Source organism: Lunatimonas lonarensis, from assembly GCF_000390185.1.
GTDB classification, from domain to species: domain Bacteria; phylum Bacteroidota; class Bacteroidia; order Cytophagales; family Cyclobacteriaceae; genus Lunatimonas; species Lunatimonas lonarensis.
On the sequence record NZ_AQHR01000049.1, the window covers coordinates 158,828 to 176,046 of the forward strand.

13 protein-coding genes are annotated in these 17,219 nt (G+C 45.8%); 2 read left to right on the forward strand and 11 right to left on the reverse strand.

Annotation, left to right across the window (positions count from 1 at the left end; genetic code table 11):
* The 4 genes from ADIS_RS08035 to ADIS_RS08050 form a co-directional block, all read right to left on the reverse strand.
* Positions 1–1,470: a RagB/SusD family nutrient uptake outer membrane protein gene (locus ADIS_RS08035; protein ID WP_010853919.1), complete on the reverse strand. Its 1,470-nt coding sequence runs from the start codon at positions 1,468–1,470 to the stop codon at positions 1–3.
* Positions 1,471–1,489: 19 nt separating this feature from the next.
* Positions 1,490–4,708 carry a SusC/RagA family TonB-linked outer membrane protein gene (locus ADIS_RS08040; protein ID WP_010853920.1) on the reverse strand — a complete coding sequence of 1,073 codons (3,219 nt, stop codon included), beginning with the start codon at positions 4,706–4,708 and terminating at the stop codon, positions 1,490–1,492.
* A 217-nt stretch (positions 4,709–4,925) separates the two neighbouring features.
* On the reverse strand, positions 4,926–5,453 hold the full coding sequence (locus tag ADIS_RS08045) for an RNA polymerase sigma factor (RefSeq protein ID WP_010853922.1): 528 nt from the start codon (positions 5,451–5,453) through the stop codon (positions 4,926–4,928).
* Positions 5,454–5,970: 517 nt separating this feature from the next.
* On the reverse strand, positions 5,971–8,592 hold the full coding sequence (locus tag ADIS_RS08050) for a family 20 glycosylhydrolase (protein ID WP_010853923.1): 2,622 nt from the start codon (positions 8,590–8,592) through the stop codon (positions 5,971–5,973).
* 77 nt (positions 8,593–8,669) lie between these two features.
* Between ADIS_RS08050 and ADIS_RS08055 the strand changes: the two genes are divergently transcribed.
* Positions 8,670–9,764 (forward strand): acyltransferase family protein, encoded by a 1,095-nt coding sequence (locus tag ADIS_RS08055; RefSeq protein ID WP_010853924.1) that lies wholly within the window; start codon positions 8,670–8,672, stop codon positions 9,762–9,764.
* An 11-nt stretch (positions 9,765–9,775) separates the two neighbouring features.
* Positions 9,776–11,644 (forward strand): sialidase/neuraminidase family protein, encoded by a 1,869-nt coding sequence (locus ADIS_RS08060; RefSeq protein WP_010853925.1) that lies wholly within the window; start codon positions 9,776–9,778, stop codon positions 11,642–11,644.
* A gap of 78 nt (positions 11,645–11,722) precedes the next feature.
* Here the strand turns inward: ADIS_RS08060 and ADIS_RS08065 are convergent, their stop codons facing one another.
* The 7 genes from ADIS_RS08065 to ADIS_RS23145 form a co-directional block, all read right to left on the reverse strand.
* Positions 11,723–12,187, reverse strand: a complete 465-nt coding sequence (locus ADIS_RS08065) for a hypothetical protein (protein ID WP_010853926.1) — start codon at positions 12,185–12,187, stop codon at positions 11,723–11,725.
* A 66-nt stretch (positions 12,188–12,253) separates the two neighbouring features.
* Positions 12,254–12,775, reverse strand: coding sequence for a hypothetical protein (locus ADIS_RS08070; protein WP_155907257.1), 522 nt, complete (start codon positions 12,773–12,775; stop codon positions 12,254–12,256).
* Positions 12,762–14,237 carry a hypothetical protein gene (locus tag ADIS_RS08075; protein ID WP_010853928.1) on the reverse strand — a complete coding sequence of 492 codons (1,476 nt, stop codon included), beginning with the start codon at positions 14,235–14,237 and terminating at the stop codon, positions 12,762–12,764. The genes ADIS_RS08070 and ADIS_RS08075 overlap by 14 nt, the downstream gene beginning before the upstream one ends.
* Before the next feature lie 411 nt (positions 14,238–14,648).
* Complete coding sequence (locus tag ADIS_RS08080; RefSeq protein ID WP_010853930.1) at positions 14,649–15,197, reverse strand: Crp/Fnr family transcriptional regulator; 549 nt, start codon at positions 15,195–15,197, stop codon at positions 14,649–14,651.
* A gap of 179 nt (positions 15,198–15,376) precedes the next feature.
* Positions 15,377–16,027 (reverse strand): hypothetical protein, encoded by a 651-nt coding sequence (locus ADIS_RS08085; protein WP_035805174.1) that lies wholly within the window; start codon positions 16,025–16,027, stop codon positions 15,377–15,379.
* Between the two features lie 151 nt (positions 16,028–16,178).
* Complete coding sequence (locus tag ADIS_RS08090; protein WP_162141567.1) at positions 16,179–16,736, reverse strand: Crp/Fnr family transcriptional regulator; 558 nt, start codon at positions 16,734–16,736, stop codon at positions 16,179–16,181.
* A gap of 277 nt (positions 16,737–17,013) precedes the next feature.
* Positions 17,014–17,219 (reverse strand): hypothetical protein (locus ADIS_RS23145; RefSeq protein WP_162141568.1); only part of this gene is annotated, 206 nt, incomplete at its 5' end.

A 17,219-nucleotide genomic window follows, 5' to 3' on the forward strand; every position in this document is an offset into this window, starting at 1 on the left:
TTAATAACCAGGGTTTTGGCTCACCAATGGCTCTTGGCTAAGAACGGTATTGGCAATGGGAAAGAGCAGTAGGTGGTTTTGCCCCATCCGATTTTGTAGAGCCGGCACCATCTCAAACGCTTTGTCAAATCTAACTAAATCCCACCACCTCTTTCCTTCAAGGACAAGCTCTAACAACCTCTCCCGGAGTATAGCTGAATCGTTTTGCTCTTGGCTTCCTCTGACAAATCTATACGCATCGAAGTTATGTCTAAAAGCTCGTTGACGGACAAGGTTGATTTCCACGGATGGATCTTGCCCAAGCGCATTCTTCGCTTCTGCTTTCATCAGGAGTACATCAGCGTAGCGGTACAAAATCGGATCGCTTAAAAAGACCCGGTTGCCCCCTATAATGGTGCCAGGAAACTTTTGTTGTATGTTCGTTAGATAGGTTCTTTTACCCTCGTTGTCTATTGTTTCGATATTGAAAAAAGTGGCATCCCTCCTTGTGTCATCTGCTGCAAACTGACTCCTCACTCTTTCGTGCATTACCATTAAACCCTGGCCACCACCAATAGGAAAAATCCTGTCTCTGGTTTGCTGATCGATATTACTGGGTGCCGCAGCACCAATGATCCACATGAACCAGAGGTAATTACCTGGCTCCAAATCTTGGTGTCGAATAGCCATGAGAATTTCCCGGTTACCTTTATTTTCAAATTTGAAAACGTCCGCAAAGTGATCTAAAAGGCCCACATCTGCTTGATCTACTTCGTTCAATGCAGCCAGTGCCGTATTTAAGTCGGCATTACCTCCTCCAAAACGTTTCGCAGTCCATAAATATACATCGCCTTTTAGGGCATTGGTGGCTGCTTTTGACCATACAGCTCTTCCATTGGAAAAGCGATTGTCAGGAAAAAGTTGAAGTGCCCTATCTATATCCTGCTTTATAAGGGAAAATACGGCACTCTGCGGTTCACGTTCCCTCAAGGTTACATTCGCTCCGAAGCCCTCGGTTGGTTCGGTCCGTATGATCAGATCACCCCAGGTCTTGGCCATCGTAAAATAAAGGTAGGCACGCATTGCATAGGCCTGTGCCAATACACTGTTCTTTCTGGCTTCAGACGCAAATGAAATATTGGGAGCGTTTTTGAGAATCAGATTGGCGGTGTTGATCGCACGGTAAAAGCCACTCCAGTCAGGGTGGCCGGGCGTGTCGGCATTCATTTCGTTACGGTGGAGGATAAAAACCCCTTCGCCAAACAATCCCGGAGTCATCACCTCGCTACGGTGCTCTCCGAGCTGGTGTAGTCCCTGTGATAAATTTCGCAGCTCCACGTACATGCCCATAAGTGCACCATTGGCATCGTTTTCCGTGCGCCAAAAATTATTCGTTGTTATGACGCTTGTGGGATCTACGTTCAGCGTCTCGGTACAAGCGCATATAACCCAAAGCAAAGTTGAAATGGCTAATATTTTTATAGTCTTCATGGCTTCGTTTCGTTAGAAATTAGAATGTCACATTTACCCCAAAATTGTAGTTTTTGGGAATCGGATACCTTCCGTCATCTACACCACCATCTTCGGGATTCAACCCTTTATAAGCAGTAAAATAGTGAAGATTATTTCCCGTGAAATTCAACCGGATTCCATTCAACCGGAGCTTGCTGACAATGGACGCAGGAACGGAGTAACTTAAAGTCAATTCCCGTACACAAAGGAAATCCCCTGATTCAAAGTATACTGAGTTTCCAGAAGTGGTGGTTCCATTGAAATTGTTTCGCTGAACCCTTTCCCCTCCCCAATAAAACCGCGAATACTGCGCTATGTCACCCTGCTCCTTCCATGAATTCTCGTATTTATCCAAGGTCATGTTGTTATCTCCAAATAAGTTGGTGTCCACAAACATTTTCGCCCAGTTAAAAATAGTATGGCCTGTGGTATAGTCCATACGCACATATAAGTTGAAGTTTTTGAACGAGATACTATTGGAAATGCCACCGGTCCAAACTGGAAACTGCTGCCCCATGTACACCTGATCACGGCTGTCTATGATCCCGTTACCATCTAAATCCAGCCATTCTGTATCCCCTCCATATTTTGTCCGATCTGAGGAAACGATCCACATATCCGTCGGAGCGTTAGCTGCGGCTTCGTCAGTCGGGTAGATGCCAATTTGCTTTCTACTATACATCTCACCCAACTGGCCGCCCTCTTGGAGCCCTCCTTTCCATACATAGTCCTGTACAGCAGCGTCCCATACCAATACCCCTCCAACACGATTTCGCTCTACTCCATTGGGAGGAAGACGAAGAATTTTATTCCTTACTTTCGAAGTGTTGAACCCCAGAGTCCATTGAACAAGAGAGTTTCTGGGCAAGACCTGTGCAGAAACCTCGAGTTCAAATCCACGATTCTCCAAGCTTCCCAGGTTGGTCTGTACGCTCGCAAAGCCCGTGGATTGGGGTAATGGCAAACTGGTAATGAGATTATCGGTCACTCTACGGTAAACATCTACAATGAAACTAAGCCTATTGTCGAAGAGGCTAAAATCCGTTCCCAAGTTTACGGTCCTAGATTGCTCCCACTGTAAATCCGGGTTGGGAATAATCGTATTCTGTATCGCAGGTAATCCCGCATACCTAGCTCCTACACCATATGCCCCCTGTGCAGCAAAATCACCCAATCCCCCAATGTTTCCGTTTTCGCCGTAACTGGCACGCACCTTCATCCGAAGCAGGTTTTCCGGAAAAACATTTTGCCAAAACTCCTCTCTGTGAAGGTTCCAACCGGCTGAAATTCCCGGAAAAAAACCCCATTTATTTGCTGCCCCTAAATTGGACGCGCCATCATAGCGCATGTTAAGTGAAAACAGGTACTTCTGATCAAAATCATAATTTACCCTTCCAAAATATCCTAAAATAACTTGATCCGTAATGGAGCTGTTTACCGAGGTAGGCTCACTGGAAGCATTGAGAGTGGGTATCAAATCTGTAGATGCTCCCCTTCCAGACGCACTCATGGAATTTATATTTCGGTCAAAATAGGCAAAGCCCAACTTGGCATCCAGGTTATGGGATTGCCCAAAGGTTTTACCGTACGACAATATCAGATCTGCCTGCCGCTGACGCCATTGATAGTTCGACGCATTGGCCACTCGGGTATCTACGAAATTTAACGGTCCATTTAAAAAACCCGGCTGGAAACTGTAGGAATTGTTATTGATATTGTACATTGAGATTTGAGGGTCAAAGGATAGACCTGGTAGAATATCCCATTTTGCGCCTACGGTGTAGGTGGATTTCTCTCCGGTACTCTCTGCCACCCGATTGTTAAGGAAATACATCGGATTACCAATGCTGGAAGAAGTTCCCGGCGCAAGCGTACCATCCTCAAAAAATATTTTTGTGGTAGGCGCTAATGCCGCTGATCTATAGAACGTTACCGCGGTCGACTGACCGGTTGTGTTGGTAGTATTGTACGTATACAATACCCTTCCATATACACTCAGGTTATCTTTGACTTTTATATCGCCATTGAGATTAAACGTCAATCGATCGTATTGGGTCGTGATAACCGTTCCTTCATTACTCATGTAACCAAGGCCCGCATTAAACGTTGCCTTCTCAGTTCCACCCTGCACAGTCACATGATGATTTTGAGAGACTCCCGTTTGGTATATTAAGGATTGGATATCATTATCCTGAAAAATAAGCGTTCGACTAGGATCCACCGGATCTGGCATACTTTCCCAACCTTCATTTAGCTTATGTTGATTTTCCAGAGTGAGGTACTGAGTGGTAAATGCCGTATTATTGGTCAAATCATTTCCTGTACCAAAACCATTCGGAAGTGTCAATCGGACTGTCTCATCAGGAAATTTATCCGGACGAATATGCCCGAGGCGAAATGCCGTCAAGTACTGCCTTGCATTGGCCATTTCATACAGCTTGCCCGGCTCAGAGAAAGTCAGATCGTACCTATAGTTTACACGTGTCACACCGGCCTTACCTGATTTAGTAGTAATAATCACCACACCATTAGATGCCCTTGCTCCATAGATAGAAGTAGCGGCAGCATCCTTTAGCACCTGCATGTTTTCTATGTCATCTGCCGATATATCGTTCATATCCGGTCGGATAACCCCATCAATGATAAAAAGCGGCGCAGCGCCATTTGGATTGTTAATGGACGTACCTCCTCTTACGATCACCCTAGGAGCCGCTCCAGGCTGCCCTGAAACACTTTGCACCCGCACTCCGGACACGGTTCCCTGCAGTGCAGAAGCGGCATTTGCAAAGGGAACCGATTCCAATACCTTGCTGTCAACTTTCGTGATTGCCGTCGTCAACACCTCTCTTGACTGCTCACCAAACCCGATTACCACCACTTCCTCCATTTCCGATAGAACGGACTCCAGGCGAACATTTATTAGGCTGCGACCACCGATGGCTTCCTCTACAGTACGATAACCAATAAACGAAAAAACCAACGTGCCTCCCCCTTGGGGTACATTGATCGAATAGCTTCCGTCAATGTCCGTGATCGTACCAACCGAGGTGCCTTTTACCAAAACATTCACGCCGGGAACTGACTCCCCTCCACCATCGGTGACGGTACCTCGGACAATGCTTCCTGTCTGAGCATACCCCACCTGGAGGAGCAAAACCCAGCCTATCAGCAGTATGCATTTCTCCAAAAACTTTGGAAAGTGTACAGATTTTTTCATAGGAAAATGATTTTATTTGGACTTTTCATTTATCCTATCAAAGATATTGCAGCACAGCCCCAAAGGCTTCTACTTTATTTTATTTTACCAATACAATCTTACCGCATAGATCAGTATGCCATCCGAACCTGCTCATCCTACCAAAAACAAAAAAAACCGGACTAGCCGGTTTAGTGTAGAAATATAGCTCATTCAAAAAAAGTGAGTGACGCCACCTTTACTCCATTTCCTTACGAAGGATAAATTTTGCCTTCACCAATTGATTCTTGACGGTATTTTTCGAGATCATCAGAATATCGGCAATCTCATTATAGGACTTCTTTTCGAAATAATTCATCTCCAATATTTGTCTTCGCTTTGGAGACAGGTTCTTGATGATGCCTTCGAGTTTGGTCAGGTTATCCTCCTTCGTCTGTTCACATTCGTGCTGTTCCTGCTGCAATCGCTCCCAGAATCGCTCCTTTAGGCAATTGTTTCGGTTCAACGCTTTTAGGTAATCAAAAATCTCGTTTTTGACCGCCGTAAATATGTAGGAGTTGAAATTCAGTTCCGGATTAATGTTCTTTCTCCGCTTGAGGATCTTCATAAATACCTCGTGGTAGATATTTTCCGCCTCCTGTTCATCCTTAATAATGGAGATACTAAACCGTATCACAGGGATCCGGTAGTATTGATATATCTTTTCGAACGCAGAATTGCTGCCCATTCGAAAATCCTCCAATAATGCTTTGTCAGGTTGTTCCATACGCTAAATATTTACTCGAATACCCACTTACAAGATCTCATCAGCCTTCCCCTCAAAAGGTTTTTTGCTTAATTATTGCATGAATATCCCATTTTCCGCAAAAAGAATCTGCGCAAATCACGAATATTAATCTTCATTTCGCGAAACAGTACCAAATACTATGTATTGAAAATGAATAGCTTACAAAATATTGATCCGAAAACTTCATGATTTCTTAAATATACGTGCAAAAAATAAACACATCTTTACATTATTGTTAATAAAAGCCACCTATTTTTGACAAAAAACAAAAATAAACGTTTGTGTTGTTTTTTTGTTAACAGCTAAAAGCCAACCATTTTAAGGTTTCACGTTAAAAAAATTCATATTTCAAATGAATTCCGAAATATTTTTTGAAATAAACCAAAGATATTCTGAGCAACCGATTGCAGGTATCCCAAAACCAAATAAAAAGTATTTATGTATCCCATAAAAAAAACCGAAGATCGGGATGCTTCGGTTTTTTGTTTTTCACTTGCTACTTGGGTGGATTCAATGACACTTCATCGGCAACCATTATTACCAACGGACTCGACTTGCCTGATTTATCAAAGGCTTTCAGCCTAACCTCATTGGCTAAGGCTATCGGCCCATCGTACCTAGGCGAATCCACCGTGGGATCTGTCCCGTTTGTAGTGTAGCGGATGTCAAGACCGGGAAATTCCACATTGGCAAACAACATCCCGTTTTCAAGCTTTGCACCTGGAGGGGCGATCCGATAATTATAGCCCTTGTTCCATGCCGCCAACTTGGGGTACTCCCTCCGGGCAATGGTATTGGCAAAAACGTTCCATCCGGAAGCAATCGACGCATTTCGGACGCCGACCGTCTCTATGGTTTCCCAAGTCCGTTCTTTCGCCCAGGCACTCTCTGCATAGCCTATAATCTTAGGCACCGTATAATACTCTATCATATCCCTCCCCTTGATGGTCTCACTCCACAGCTGGGCTTCCACGCCAATAATATTCTTCCGTGCTTCGGATTTAATTTTGACCATACCTTGTGAGGCTTTCTCCATGTCCAGTTTTTCTCCAAACGAGGTCTGCATGGTCGTTTTGAACCAATCGAAGGGGGCAAAGGTCCACGCATTTCTGGTATTTACAAATCCGGCCCAATAAAGTCCGGGTTCTTTGGGATCGTTGGAATAGGCCAGGTCAAAATAGAAATTCGACACGTTGCACAAAACCACCTCATAGCCTGCATTCGCCAGCTGATAGCCCATGTCGGGATAGTCAAACATATTGTTCCATATATAAGGTATCACCCGCTTGCCTACAAACTCCGGATTGGGGACATAGTTGCCATCGGGCATTTTCTTCAGTGCCATTTCCTCCCATACGTGTACCTCCACATCCAATTTCTCCAGGCGCTTTAGCAACTCCCTAAAGAAGTACCCCTGAAGGTTTTTCGGATCGTCAATATCCGGAAGCTGGTTGAGCAATTCGGCTGCCAGCGGCGACTGCGTCCAAGCACCTTCGGGCACCTCATCCCCGCCTGCATGGATCTTGGTCAGTTTAAGGCCGGCCTGATCGTACATGCGGGCAATTTCATCCATCACCTTTTCGTAAAAACGATAGGTGGACTCACGGGCTACCGACACCGTATTATCTTTAAAGGCTTGTGCGGATAGGTATACCGAACGATCCTCTGGGTCAATCAACCGATACTCATTGGCAGCTGCCTCATCCCCTTGTGCCATGTACTTGTGATACCTCGCCTCCATGGATTTGATAGCCGCCCTCGCATGCCCGGGAAAATTCAATTCGGGAATGATGGTGATATGCCTTTCTTTGGCATACTTCAGGATTTCTATAAAATCCGCCTTTGAATAATATCCACTGCCATGCTTGCCTTCCGAGTAGGCAAATGGTCCTGAACCGTACGCAGGATGTAGGGCGGGATCGTCCTTGCTGGACACGTGTTGCCGTTGGGCACCTACCTCCGTCAACTCAGGTAGCCCATCGATCTCCAATCGCCATCCCTCGTCCTCGGTAGTGTAAAAGAGAAAATGATTCAGCTTATAGTGCGCCATCAGATCCAACATCCGCATAACGGTCTCTTTGGTCTGAAAATTTCGGCTCACATCCATGTGAAGGCTTCTAAAATGAAACCTGGGGGCGTCCTCTATATGCACCAAGCCCACGTCGAGGGGCAGCTTTGCACCCAAAAACACTTCCGGACCCAACCATGCCAATAAACTCTGTATGCCGTAAAAAGCTCCCGCTGGGTCTGAACCAACAATCTTCACCTGCCCGGCTGAAATGTCCAACTCATAGGCCTCCTCCCTTCGACCGTCGACGGAAATATTGCCAAGTCCAATTTGAATATGACCGCCTGAACCATTCCCATGCCGAATTTCCAATGTGACCCCAGTCAACTCGGCCAACTTACTCCTTAGATATTTTGCCTCGGACTCCAGCCCGGCATCAAAAAAAATGGGCGTTTCCGTCGATAAGGAAAATACACCGTTCCGTTTTGAAAGAAGAAACGGAGTCGGAACAATCGGATGCAACAATCCCTCATCCACCACGGAAAGGGATTCGTTCTCCGCATACCTACGCTCGGGAGAGGATGGCAGCTCTCTATCCATATCTCCCCGTAGCAACTGTTCCGTACGCTCAAAACTAACAACAGTCAAATTATCAAAGAGAAGGACTTCCGTTTCGTCGCCGTCTTTGTCATAAAACACAAAATACAACCCCATGGGAGCATCTGACTCCTTGATCACTCCTTCCACGCCCCGGTAGGTAAACGAGACACTACCTCCCGCAGGAAGTGTAAACTCCCGCCCCGGGCTGATCTCGTACCAGTCTCCATTGATATGGGTGATTTTGGCTATACCCTCATCGGCGTAAGGTAGTATCATGCGGGGGGACATATTAAAGAACAGCTTCCATCCGGTACTCCCCAAATCCCGCGTACCTTCGTTGTGAAAGACGAATTTCGCCTCAAATTGCCCACTTTCATCCAAAAAATTGCTCACCAGCTCCCATTCGATCCGAATATCCTGCAAATCCTCCTCCCAGGATGGGTTTCCCCCGCAAGCGTACGAAATAACCAAGACTAGTAATAAAAGGAAAAGGCTGTGAAATTTATGCATAAATCGGTATGTTTAAATAGCCTTAATAATACGATACCTAGTATTAAAACGACTACCCAAACTCAAGAAATTATCCTATGACAACACCACATGCCCGCCTGATTTCCCTCGATGCCATGAGGGGATTCACCATAGCGGCAATGATTTTGGTCAACTACCCAGGCACCTGGGATCACGTGTATGGCCCCTTGCTTCATGCTTCGTGGAATGGCATCACCGTGACTGATTTTATTTTTCCCTTTTTCCTCTTTATTGTCGGAGTCTCCATAGCGTTTGCCTACACAAAGCGGGTGCGCTCAGGCGCTCCCAAGGGAGATCTGTATCGCAAAATTGTCATCCGAGCCATCAAGATCTTCGTGGTGGGATTATTTTTAAACCTAATCCCATACTTCGATTTTTCAGACATACGGGTTGCGGGCGTACTGCAACGGATTGCCGTCGTGTTCCTAGCCTGTGCATTATTGTTTCTAAATACGGGTTGGAAAACCCAGGCCTATCTGGGAGCAGGAATCCTGGTTTTCTATTGGCTGGCCATGACGCTGATACCCACACCTGGATTTGATAAAGCCATGTTGGAGCCTGGCATAAACCTCGCTGCTTGGATGGATACCTATATCCTACCCGGCAAAATGTGGGAGGGGACCTGGGATCCGGAGGGCTTCTTCAGTACCCTACCGGCCCTCGTGACGGGAATTCTCGGAATGCTCGCTGGTCACTTATTGCTAAGCTCCAAAACTCCTCAGGAAAAAGCGAACTACCTCATGGCTATCGGAGTGCCCATTGTCTTGCTTGGTCTGCTTTGGGCGCAGGTATTCCCCATCAACAAACACCTTTGGACCAGTCCCTTTACCCTGGTGACAGGCGGAGCGGCCTTCATCGTCCTAGGAGCCACCTACTTTCTAGTTGATATACTAGGCAAAAAACGCGGTACGTCCGTGGGAATTATTTTTGGTGCCAACGCCATCACCGTATATGTGTTGGCAGATGTGCTTTCCCTTATTTTTTACAACGACCAAATTCTGGGTGGCCTGAACAACCAATTCCTACTGGCCGCGACGGGAATAGGCCTGTCCATTAATCTGGCCAGTATGCTGTACGCTATCTTCTATGTAAGCATCAACTTCATCCCCGCCTACCTGCTGTTCAAACGAAACATCTTCATTAAGCTGTAACCTACCATACCATGACCAACTCCTTCCACGCTATCCTAAAAACCGTGCTGTTCGCTCTCATTTTTGGAACGCCACTCTTGGTCTTTTCGCAGACGGGAAGCATCCACGAACCCGTACGGTACGTCGGTGGTGTCACCATCGATCCTGCCGTGCACGAAGGCAGGTTACGGTATGCAGTGGGTGTGGAAAGCAGGCAGACGCTACGGGTAAACCGTACAAAACCCGAGTTGGCAGATGACTATGGCTGGACCTACAACCACGCCTCCAGTTTGGCGTATTGGAATGGCACATTTTTCCAGCAGTACCTCAGCAACCCTGTGGATGAACACATCGCTCCGGGACAAACCCTACTGGTCAGTTCTCCCGACGGCAGGAACTGGAATAAGCCAAAGGTGATTTTCCCTCCCTACAAAGCACCGGACGGTGTGGAAGTACCCGATGGGTATGAAGGCTACATGATGCATCAACGAATGGGTTTTTACGTTGCGCCTAATGGCAGACTTCTAACATTGGCATTTTACGCCCATGCCGAAGACCCCTTTCTGGAAGGGGGCATAGGAAGGGTGGTCCGGGAAATACACAAAGACGGGAGCTTAGGCCCCATCTATTTCATCCGCTACAGCACCCATACCCCGTGGAACGAAAGCAATACCAGCTATCCGTTTTATACCCGTTCTACGGACAAGGGCTTTATAGAAGCATGCGAGGCACTGCTAAATGACCGCCTGATCACCCTGCAATGGCGGGATGAAGACAGGGGGCTGGATGGTTTCTACGATGGAGACGAGTACGGTGGATCGGCGTTTTCCTTTTTTGAGCGAAAAGACGGAAATATCGTTGGGCTCTGGAAGCGGTCGCATACCGCTCTTTCCTTTGACGGGGGAAAAACATTTTCCAAATCGATAAAAGTACCGACCCTTACCATGGCAGGCGGTAAGGTATGGGGACAAAAAACAGCCGATAGCCGCTACGCAATGGTCTATAATCCAATCGATCTGGATGAATACAGGTATCCACTTATCACCATTTCATCAGACGACGGGATCGTCTTTGATGACATGGTGCTTGTGCAGGGAGAGGTACCTCCCAGGCGCTATTTTGGCAGATGGAAGGATTTTGGCCCCTGCTACGTGCGGGGCATCGTGCCGGGCAACGGAAACCCTCCCGGTGACGACATGTGGCTGACCTACTCCATGAATAAAGAGGACATGTGGGTAAGCCGGGTACCGGTGCCGATCCGGCATACCGTGGAGGGCAGTGTTTCGGACAATTTTGACCAGCATGTCCTAGGAGGTGCTGTACCGGAATGGAACATCTATGCACCCCTGTGGGCACCGGTAAATTTGGTCCAAAGCCCTTTAAAAAACGGCCTTTCCCTGGAACTGAGGGATGAAGACCCCTATGACTATGCAAGAGCCATACGCATCTTCGAAGAAAGCACCACCGCCGAAATTCGGTTTCAGGTGTTCGCCCCGGTAGAAAACCAGGGCATGCTGGAGATAGACGTGGTAGATCAATTTGGCAACCGACCGGTGAGAATAGGCATGAGTGAAGCGGGTAAATGGACCGCTGTGGACGGGTCCTCCGAGAAGACCCTGAAAAACTACCAAAAAGGAAAATGGAATGACGTTCGAATTAGCGTAAATGCAGGCTTCTTTGGCAGCTACAGCCTGGAAATAGACGGTGAGATGGTGGTAGAAAACGCTCAATTGGCCGAGGGTGTTAAGTCTGTCGAGCGGCTTTCTTTCCGAACAGGACCGTACAGGGATCTTCCCAACCGAAAAACACCCAACGAGGATCCGGAACCGCCCCTACCAGGTGCCGACGACAAAGAAGCATTGGGTGTCTTTTTGATCGATGAGGTTACCATCAAGAAGTAACGTACCTAGCTGCTGAAAAGGACTGATTTTCCGCCTGATAAAACGGAGACGGGCATAGGACGGGAAAGAGGGAATCGTTTATTTGACTTCCTGCAAGGTCACCTTACGGCCCCGGAAATCAACGCTGTCTCCTGCTTTCATCCCCCAAAGTGCTTCCACCAAAGGAGAATCTTTGGAGACCAACTGGTAAACATCGCCACCAAATTCGACTTTGCCCACTGGCACCGAAACCCATATATTGCCTATGGGCAATTTGAGCAAAGCTCCGTCCTGCACAGTGGCAACCGGTTGCACTGGTACTTCTTTTAGCTGGCGCTGCATCTGGGTAAGGCTGGCGTACTGCTTGTCCAATAGTGTCTGGCTTTGGTGAATGGACTCCCTACCGGACTCGTATTTGTCGCCCGCAGGGTTTTTTTCCTCCCCATCGGAGGCTTCCCTCAGTTCACCCAATTGTTTCAAAATATCATTAAGGGTATCCGTGAGTTGCGCCAATGCATGGTTACGCAATTGGGTTTTGATATCCAAAGGTGCTTCTTTATACATAGTTGCAAAGTTGCACATTTAAACTGCAAAACAGCAATCAGGGTTGGGGCTATCTGGATTTATTTTTCACTTGAGGTCTCGGGCTTGCAGCTCTTCTGGCATTCCCTGTGGAAACCGGGCAAATTTCCGAAAGACAGGCCAACCATCTTCGGGAAAATCCACATAATTGTCCCGTTTGGACTCCGTTCCGGTTACTACCGCTCCGGTAATAAGATTGAGGGGTGCGGTGATCAATAAAAAATACCCGTTGGTTACCGTTGCGAGAGACGAAAGGGCAGTCCATAAACCAAATTTGGCGGTCTCGGTGTTGTAGATCACTACCCTAGCACGATCAATCGTATGTTGCTCGTAGCGAAATAGGCCACCACCTGTCAATAGGACAATCTCATCATCAGAAACCGATAGAAGTTCCCCCGTCACCTCCAGGCTTTCTTCTGCCAAGTGCATGATAATCCAGCCCCCACGCCCATCTTGTTCTATGTCCTTTAGTCTTGGCACTTTGCTCTTGGGGGCTTGAACAGCCGTGCAGGCCATCATCAAGAAGCAAACCAAAAACATTGACCCCGGCAACCAGCTAGTTTTCCACATACCTGCTTTTCCAAAAGGTTTCCTCCATAGTAGGCTCGGCTTCCTTGTAAGCCTTGGCTACCCGCTTCAAATAACGCTCCGGTGAATTCACCATCTGTGCCAAACGGCGGAAATTCTGCTCTTTCATCCAGTCCGCCCGCATCCATTCCAAATAATACCCCTTTGCATCCAAGAATAGCTCGGCATGCTCATGGGGAATACGATAGTGAAGCCAAAGTTCATCCCCCGGCAATGTCACCAGGTATTCTCCATCTGTCTGCAACCTTCCCAAAGGATCCGGCTCCTTCGTTCTGGTCGAAATGACCTGATGAGGTGCCACCACTTCAGGAAAAACCTCTTCTTCTACGTTTGCAAAGGCGGCATAATCCAGACGCCAAAGCCCTTTGTTCAGGATCAATTTCAGGTTAACCTGTTCCTGCTGCAAAAAGGATTCGGGGATTTCGATAATGTTCAGGTCAACGGCAATCGGTCCGGTTTCACCTATTTCATCAATAAAAACCCAATCACCGGAAGGGGATTCGGCATAAACTTTTATCTTTCCCAACCGATCAAAAACCGCTGGACTCAACTCGTTCTCTCTCCTTTCCTGATGCGCCAATAGATAACCTGCTCCTTTTCCCATGTAAGCGAGTCCTTGGTAAAGCAGATAGGTGGTCATCATCGTCTGGCGCTTGCCAATAATTAGCCCATGCTTATTTCCTTTACCTGCCGCAAAGGTCAACCGGATTTCCTCTTTAGAATCCAGCCCCTTGGCATCACTGGGCGAAAAATACTCCACGCCATCCACAGCGAACACCTGCGACCGGCAATCACCCGCTTCTGAAAAGCAGTTCGAAGGTGTCCGTATATCCTTTGTCCGAAAAAATCTCCCATCCGGATCCGCAAAAACTCGCTCATGATTGTTCTTTGGAAAAACCAAGAGATTGGCGTAGTTGATTGAATGGGTCTCCAACGCTTCGTTGGTAAGTTTTAGGGAAAAATCCGGCGTATATTTGGCACTATACAGCATATCAATATCACGCTTTTCCAGCGAAGGAAGCACACTTGTGGAAAAGGCCTCTGCTACCATGCGCAGGGAATCCCCAGTATAAGCATAAAACGTAGGGCAGGATCCAAAACAAGCCTTCGGGTTGGTAATACAAATAATCGTTACCAAGGCTGTAACCCCGGTGACAATTGCCAATGCCGGCATCAGTGAATTGCCTTTGTCGTTGGTTTCAAGCAACGCTACCTCCTCAGGATTGATTACAAAGGGCCTCAGTGCGTCCTCCGGAAACGACCGACGCTCAACCACCTTTCTATTTACCCCCATCAATACACCTGACCCAACTATGTTTCCTTCGGTATCCCCGTGCCAATTCTCCAGTACATATAAGGTCCCATCCTTTTTGTGGACTTTTAGATACCGGTTTCCCGGATTTAAATCCGCAAACCTATCTACAGTATTAATCTCCCGAACCAACGGTCGGGTGCTGCATGAAAAACAAACAAAACAAACGTAAAGAAAACAAGAGAACCTATGAAAGAAACACATGGAGATATCCGTCAAATTCTTCTAAATCTATCGAATTCACTCCATGAAAACAATGGGCATTGCCCAATTATTTTTTGCAAAAAATGCAACAGATTCACCCGAGTTGGAAGTCCTGCTTTCTCCTTTTTGGAAAAGCCGAATCCCTCTTTGTACACAATTCAATTTACTGAATTTTCGGGGGAAAATTCGTTGATGGCTTCCTTTGCATGCCTCCAAATCCGCATGCTAATAGTATCGATATGCTGCTAGTGTCTAGAACGGTAGAATTTGATTTTGGATAGTAGTATCGAATAACCAATGACCAGTGAACTGATAAAAAATACCCGATAGCCTGTTTCTTCAGGAAAACCACTTGTCAACGGCAACAGTGTACCCAAAAAGCAAAGAAACAGGAGAACCAGAATACAAACTTTTTTTTGTAAACTTCATATAAAATAGAATAATAAAAGCTGATTTGGAGAGATGATTGTAAATGCGGTTTTCCAAGATAGCAAAGCATTTGACAATAAACAGCTTCTCCAACTCATGCCATTGAGGAACTATTTTTACGATATTTTGACAATCCGTTTTGCTGATGGTAAATAGCTCTACCTCGGTCAATGCCTGCATATTCCAACGGGAGCTACCCCCAAACATAAAACTACTGATCTCTGTCACAAAATAACCTGGACTGGAAATCCCTTGGGTGATTTCTTTGCCATCATCATGGGTGAAGATGCGTATCAAGCCTGTTTTGATAAAGCTCATTTTATTTGATTCCTGGCCTTGCTTTAAAAAGTACTCCCCTTTTTGAAGTTTTCCCTCATGAAATCTTTCCGTCACTGACTTTAATTCCTCCTGCTTTAGGACACCGAAATATTCTTGGATGTAATGGTCTAATGAAGGCATAAATAAATTTTTATCATCTTAAAGTTAAAGTAAATGAGTGAATTTTAAGATTTTCTTATAGGATTCAATAAAAATGTGGAACCATATAAAGAATATAAGAACATATAAGTTTTTGATTTTTCTTATACGCTCTTATATTTCACTGCCTACCGCAGTCAGCTTATATGATTTAAATTAAATTACTTCATACCAAATGTATACCCAATGCTCACATTAACAAAGAAGGGTGTGTTGCCCATGCCAATGTTGTTGGCTTGGTGCACTTCATTTTGTCCCGTGCGGCTATTGAAGTAAGCCAATTCATTGTTGTCCAGAGTAGTGGCGATATTTGGCCACCAACGGGCATTGGGTGCGATGGTCAGGCCTCTGAGGGCATTGTTTTGCTTCTCAAAGGGCGTCCAGCGATAGTATAGCCCGAGGCCAAGCGTATAGGTGGTGTAGGTGTCGACCAGTCCCTCACTGCTTTTGAAGGCGTCAGCATAATGTACTTCCCATACATGCCATTTGGGTTCGAGGCGGAGATTCAAACCTTTGGTAATGCGATAGCCAAAACCAAAACCAACAGAGTGGGTGATGTTGAAAGCCAGTTGCTGATTTTGTGCCTCGGCAGTTACAAAGTCACCGGTAAATTCCAGACCAATACCGTGCGAATAATCCACCATCCATTTGTCGGCCCAGTAGTCAATTTCAAAATTGAAACCATTGGTAAAGAGCGGTTGGTTTACACCAAATACCAAGCTCCATTCAGATGTTCTGACTTTCTTGCTTTCCTGCGCCCAGCTAAATTGTACCAGACTGAAAGCGATTGCGAGAGTGATTAAATTTTTCATGTTCCTTTTGTATTTTGTTTGATACAAAGGAAATGGCTATTGAGGAGGGCGGAAATGACATTTGTCCATTTCGTTGAGGAACCATATAAGGGATATAAGAACATATAAGTTTTGCACCTTTTCTTCTATGATCTTATATGTCTTATATGGTTTAAATTCTTTTAGCCCTGATCCGGCTCAGATGCCGTGGTGTGATGCCCAGCATAGAAGCAATGTACTTATCAGGCACTTCTTGGTTAAAGCGGGGGTAGTTTTCCAGCATCCATTGGTAGCGTTGCTCTGCACTGAGGGCGATTTGGTGGAAGACCCGCTCCTCCATTCCAATGTAGTTGTAAGAAATCGTCCTGAGCCAAAATTCACGGATAAACTCATATTCAGCATATAGTTTGGTCCAGCTGGTTTTGGAGAGCAAAGCCAAGGTGCAGTCTTTGGTAGCTTGGATATTTTCTACTGCGGGCTTCTGTTGAATAAAGCTTGATAAAGAAGTCATAAAATCACCTTCAAGGGATATCCAACGGGTCACTTCACCCTCTTCGGTATGGTAAAAATACCGAAACTGCCCCTTTACGATCAGGGCTATATGCTGACAGACCTGCCCTTCTTGCTGAAAATTATCGCCTTCTTCATACTGCCGTGTATTCAAAAAAGCTTCTTTCAGGATTTCTGCTTGTTCGTTTGTAAACCCTTTTTTCAAAAATATTTCTTTCAAATCAAGCATTGCTAATCATTAGTCTTTAAAAGCTGGTGTTTTTTCAGGTTGTTAAGGTATAAAAGAAACCTCATGTTTTATTTCTACATTTTGTTTAATGCAGTATTTTAATGATTAAAGCCTTTCAGGGATTTTTACAGCTTGGACTGAATCAATTTGTTCCAGTTATATTTGAAGGATTTACCAATAGACGAAAAGTTTCAATTATGCTTGAAACTTCTCCTTATAAAATCAACCGCTTTTCATCCTGATTTCTCTTCAGTTAAGTTATTAATCTTCAGTTTTTACAAAACTTAAACCTGGCCCCGACTTGCAGGAAATAGATTAATCCTCCGCTTGCAGCATTGTAATTGGCATTGCCCAAGGTGCGGATTTCGGTACCTGATAGGTTAAAGCTATACCCAAAGCTGGCATCCAGGTAAAAGTACTCTTTGAAGGGATGGATATTCCGGACAATACTGACCCCCGTTCCGGGCATATTGA

What these genes read in the sequence shown, in the direction of transcription:
- ADIS_RS08055 (WP_010853924.1), top strand. Translation starts at nt 8,670, where the DNA reads ATGACAACACCACATGCCCGCCTGATTTCCCTCGATGCCATGAGGGGA.
- ADIS_RS08035 (WP_010853919.1), bottom strand. Translation starts at nt 1,470, where the DNA reads ATGAAGACTATAAAAATATTAGCCATTTCAACTTTGCTTTGGGTTATA.
- ADIS_RS08065 (WP_010853926.1), bottom strand. Translation starts at nt 12,187, where the DNA reads ATGTATAAAGAAGCACCTTTGGATATCAAAACCCAATTGCGTAACCAT.
- ADIS_RS08085 (WP_035805174.1), bottom strand. Translation starts at nt 16,027, where the DNA reads ATGAAAAATTTAATCACTCTCGCAATCGCTTTCAGTCTGGTACAATTT.
- ADIS_RS08040 (WP_010853920.1), bottom strand. Translation starts at nt 4,708, where the DNA reads ATGAAAAAATCTGTACACTTTCCAAAGTTTTTGGAGAAATGCATACTG.
- ADIS_RS08050 (WP_010853923.1), bottom strand. Translation starts at nt 8,592, where the DNA reads ATGCATAAATTTCACAGCCTTTTCCTTTTATTACTAGTCTTGGTTATT.
- ADIS_RS08060 (WP_010853925.1), top strand. Translation starts at nt 9,776, where the DNA reads ATGACCAACTCCTTCCACGCTATCCTAAAAACCGTGCTGTTCGCTCTC.
- ADIS_RS08070 (WP_155907257.1), bottom strand. Translation starts at nt 12,775, where the DNA reads ATGTGGAAAACTAGCTGGTTGCCGGGGTCAATGTTTTTGGTTTGCTTC.
- ADIS_RS08045 (WP_010853922.1), bottom strand. Translation starts at nt 5,453, where the DNA reads ATGGAACAACCTGACAAAGCATTATTGGAGGATTTTCGAATGGGCAGC.
- ADIS_RS08080 (WP_010853930.1), bottom strand. Translation starts at nt 15,197, where the DNA reads ATGCCTTCATTAGACCATTACATCCAAGAATATTTCGGTGTCCTAAAG.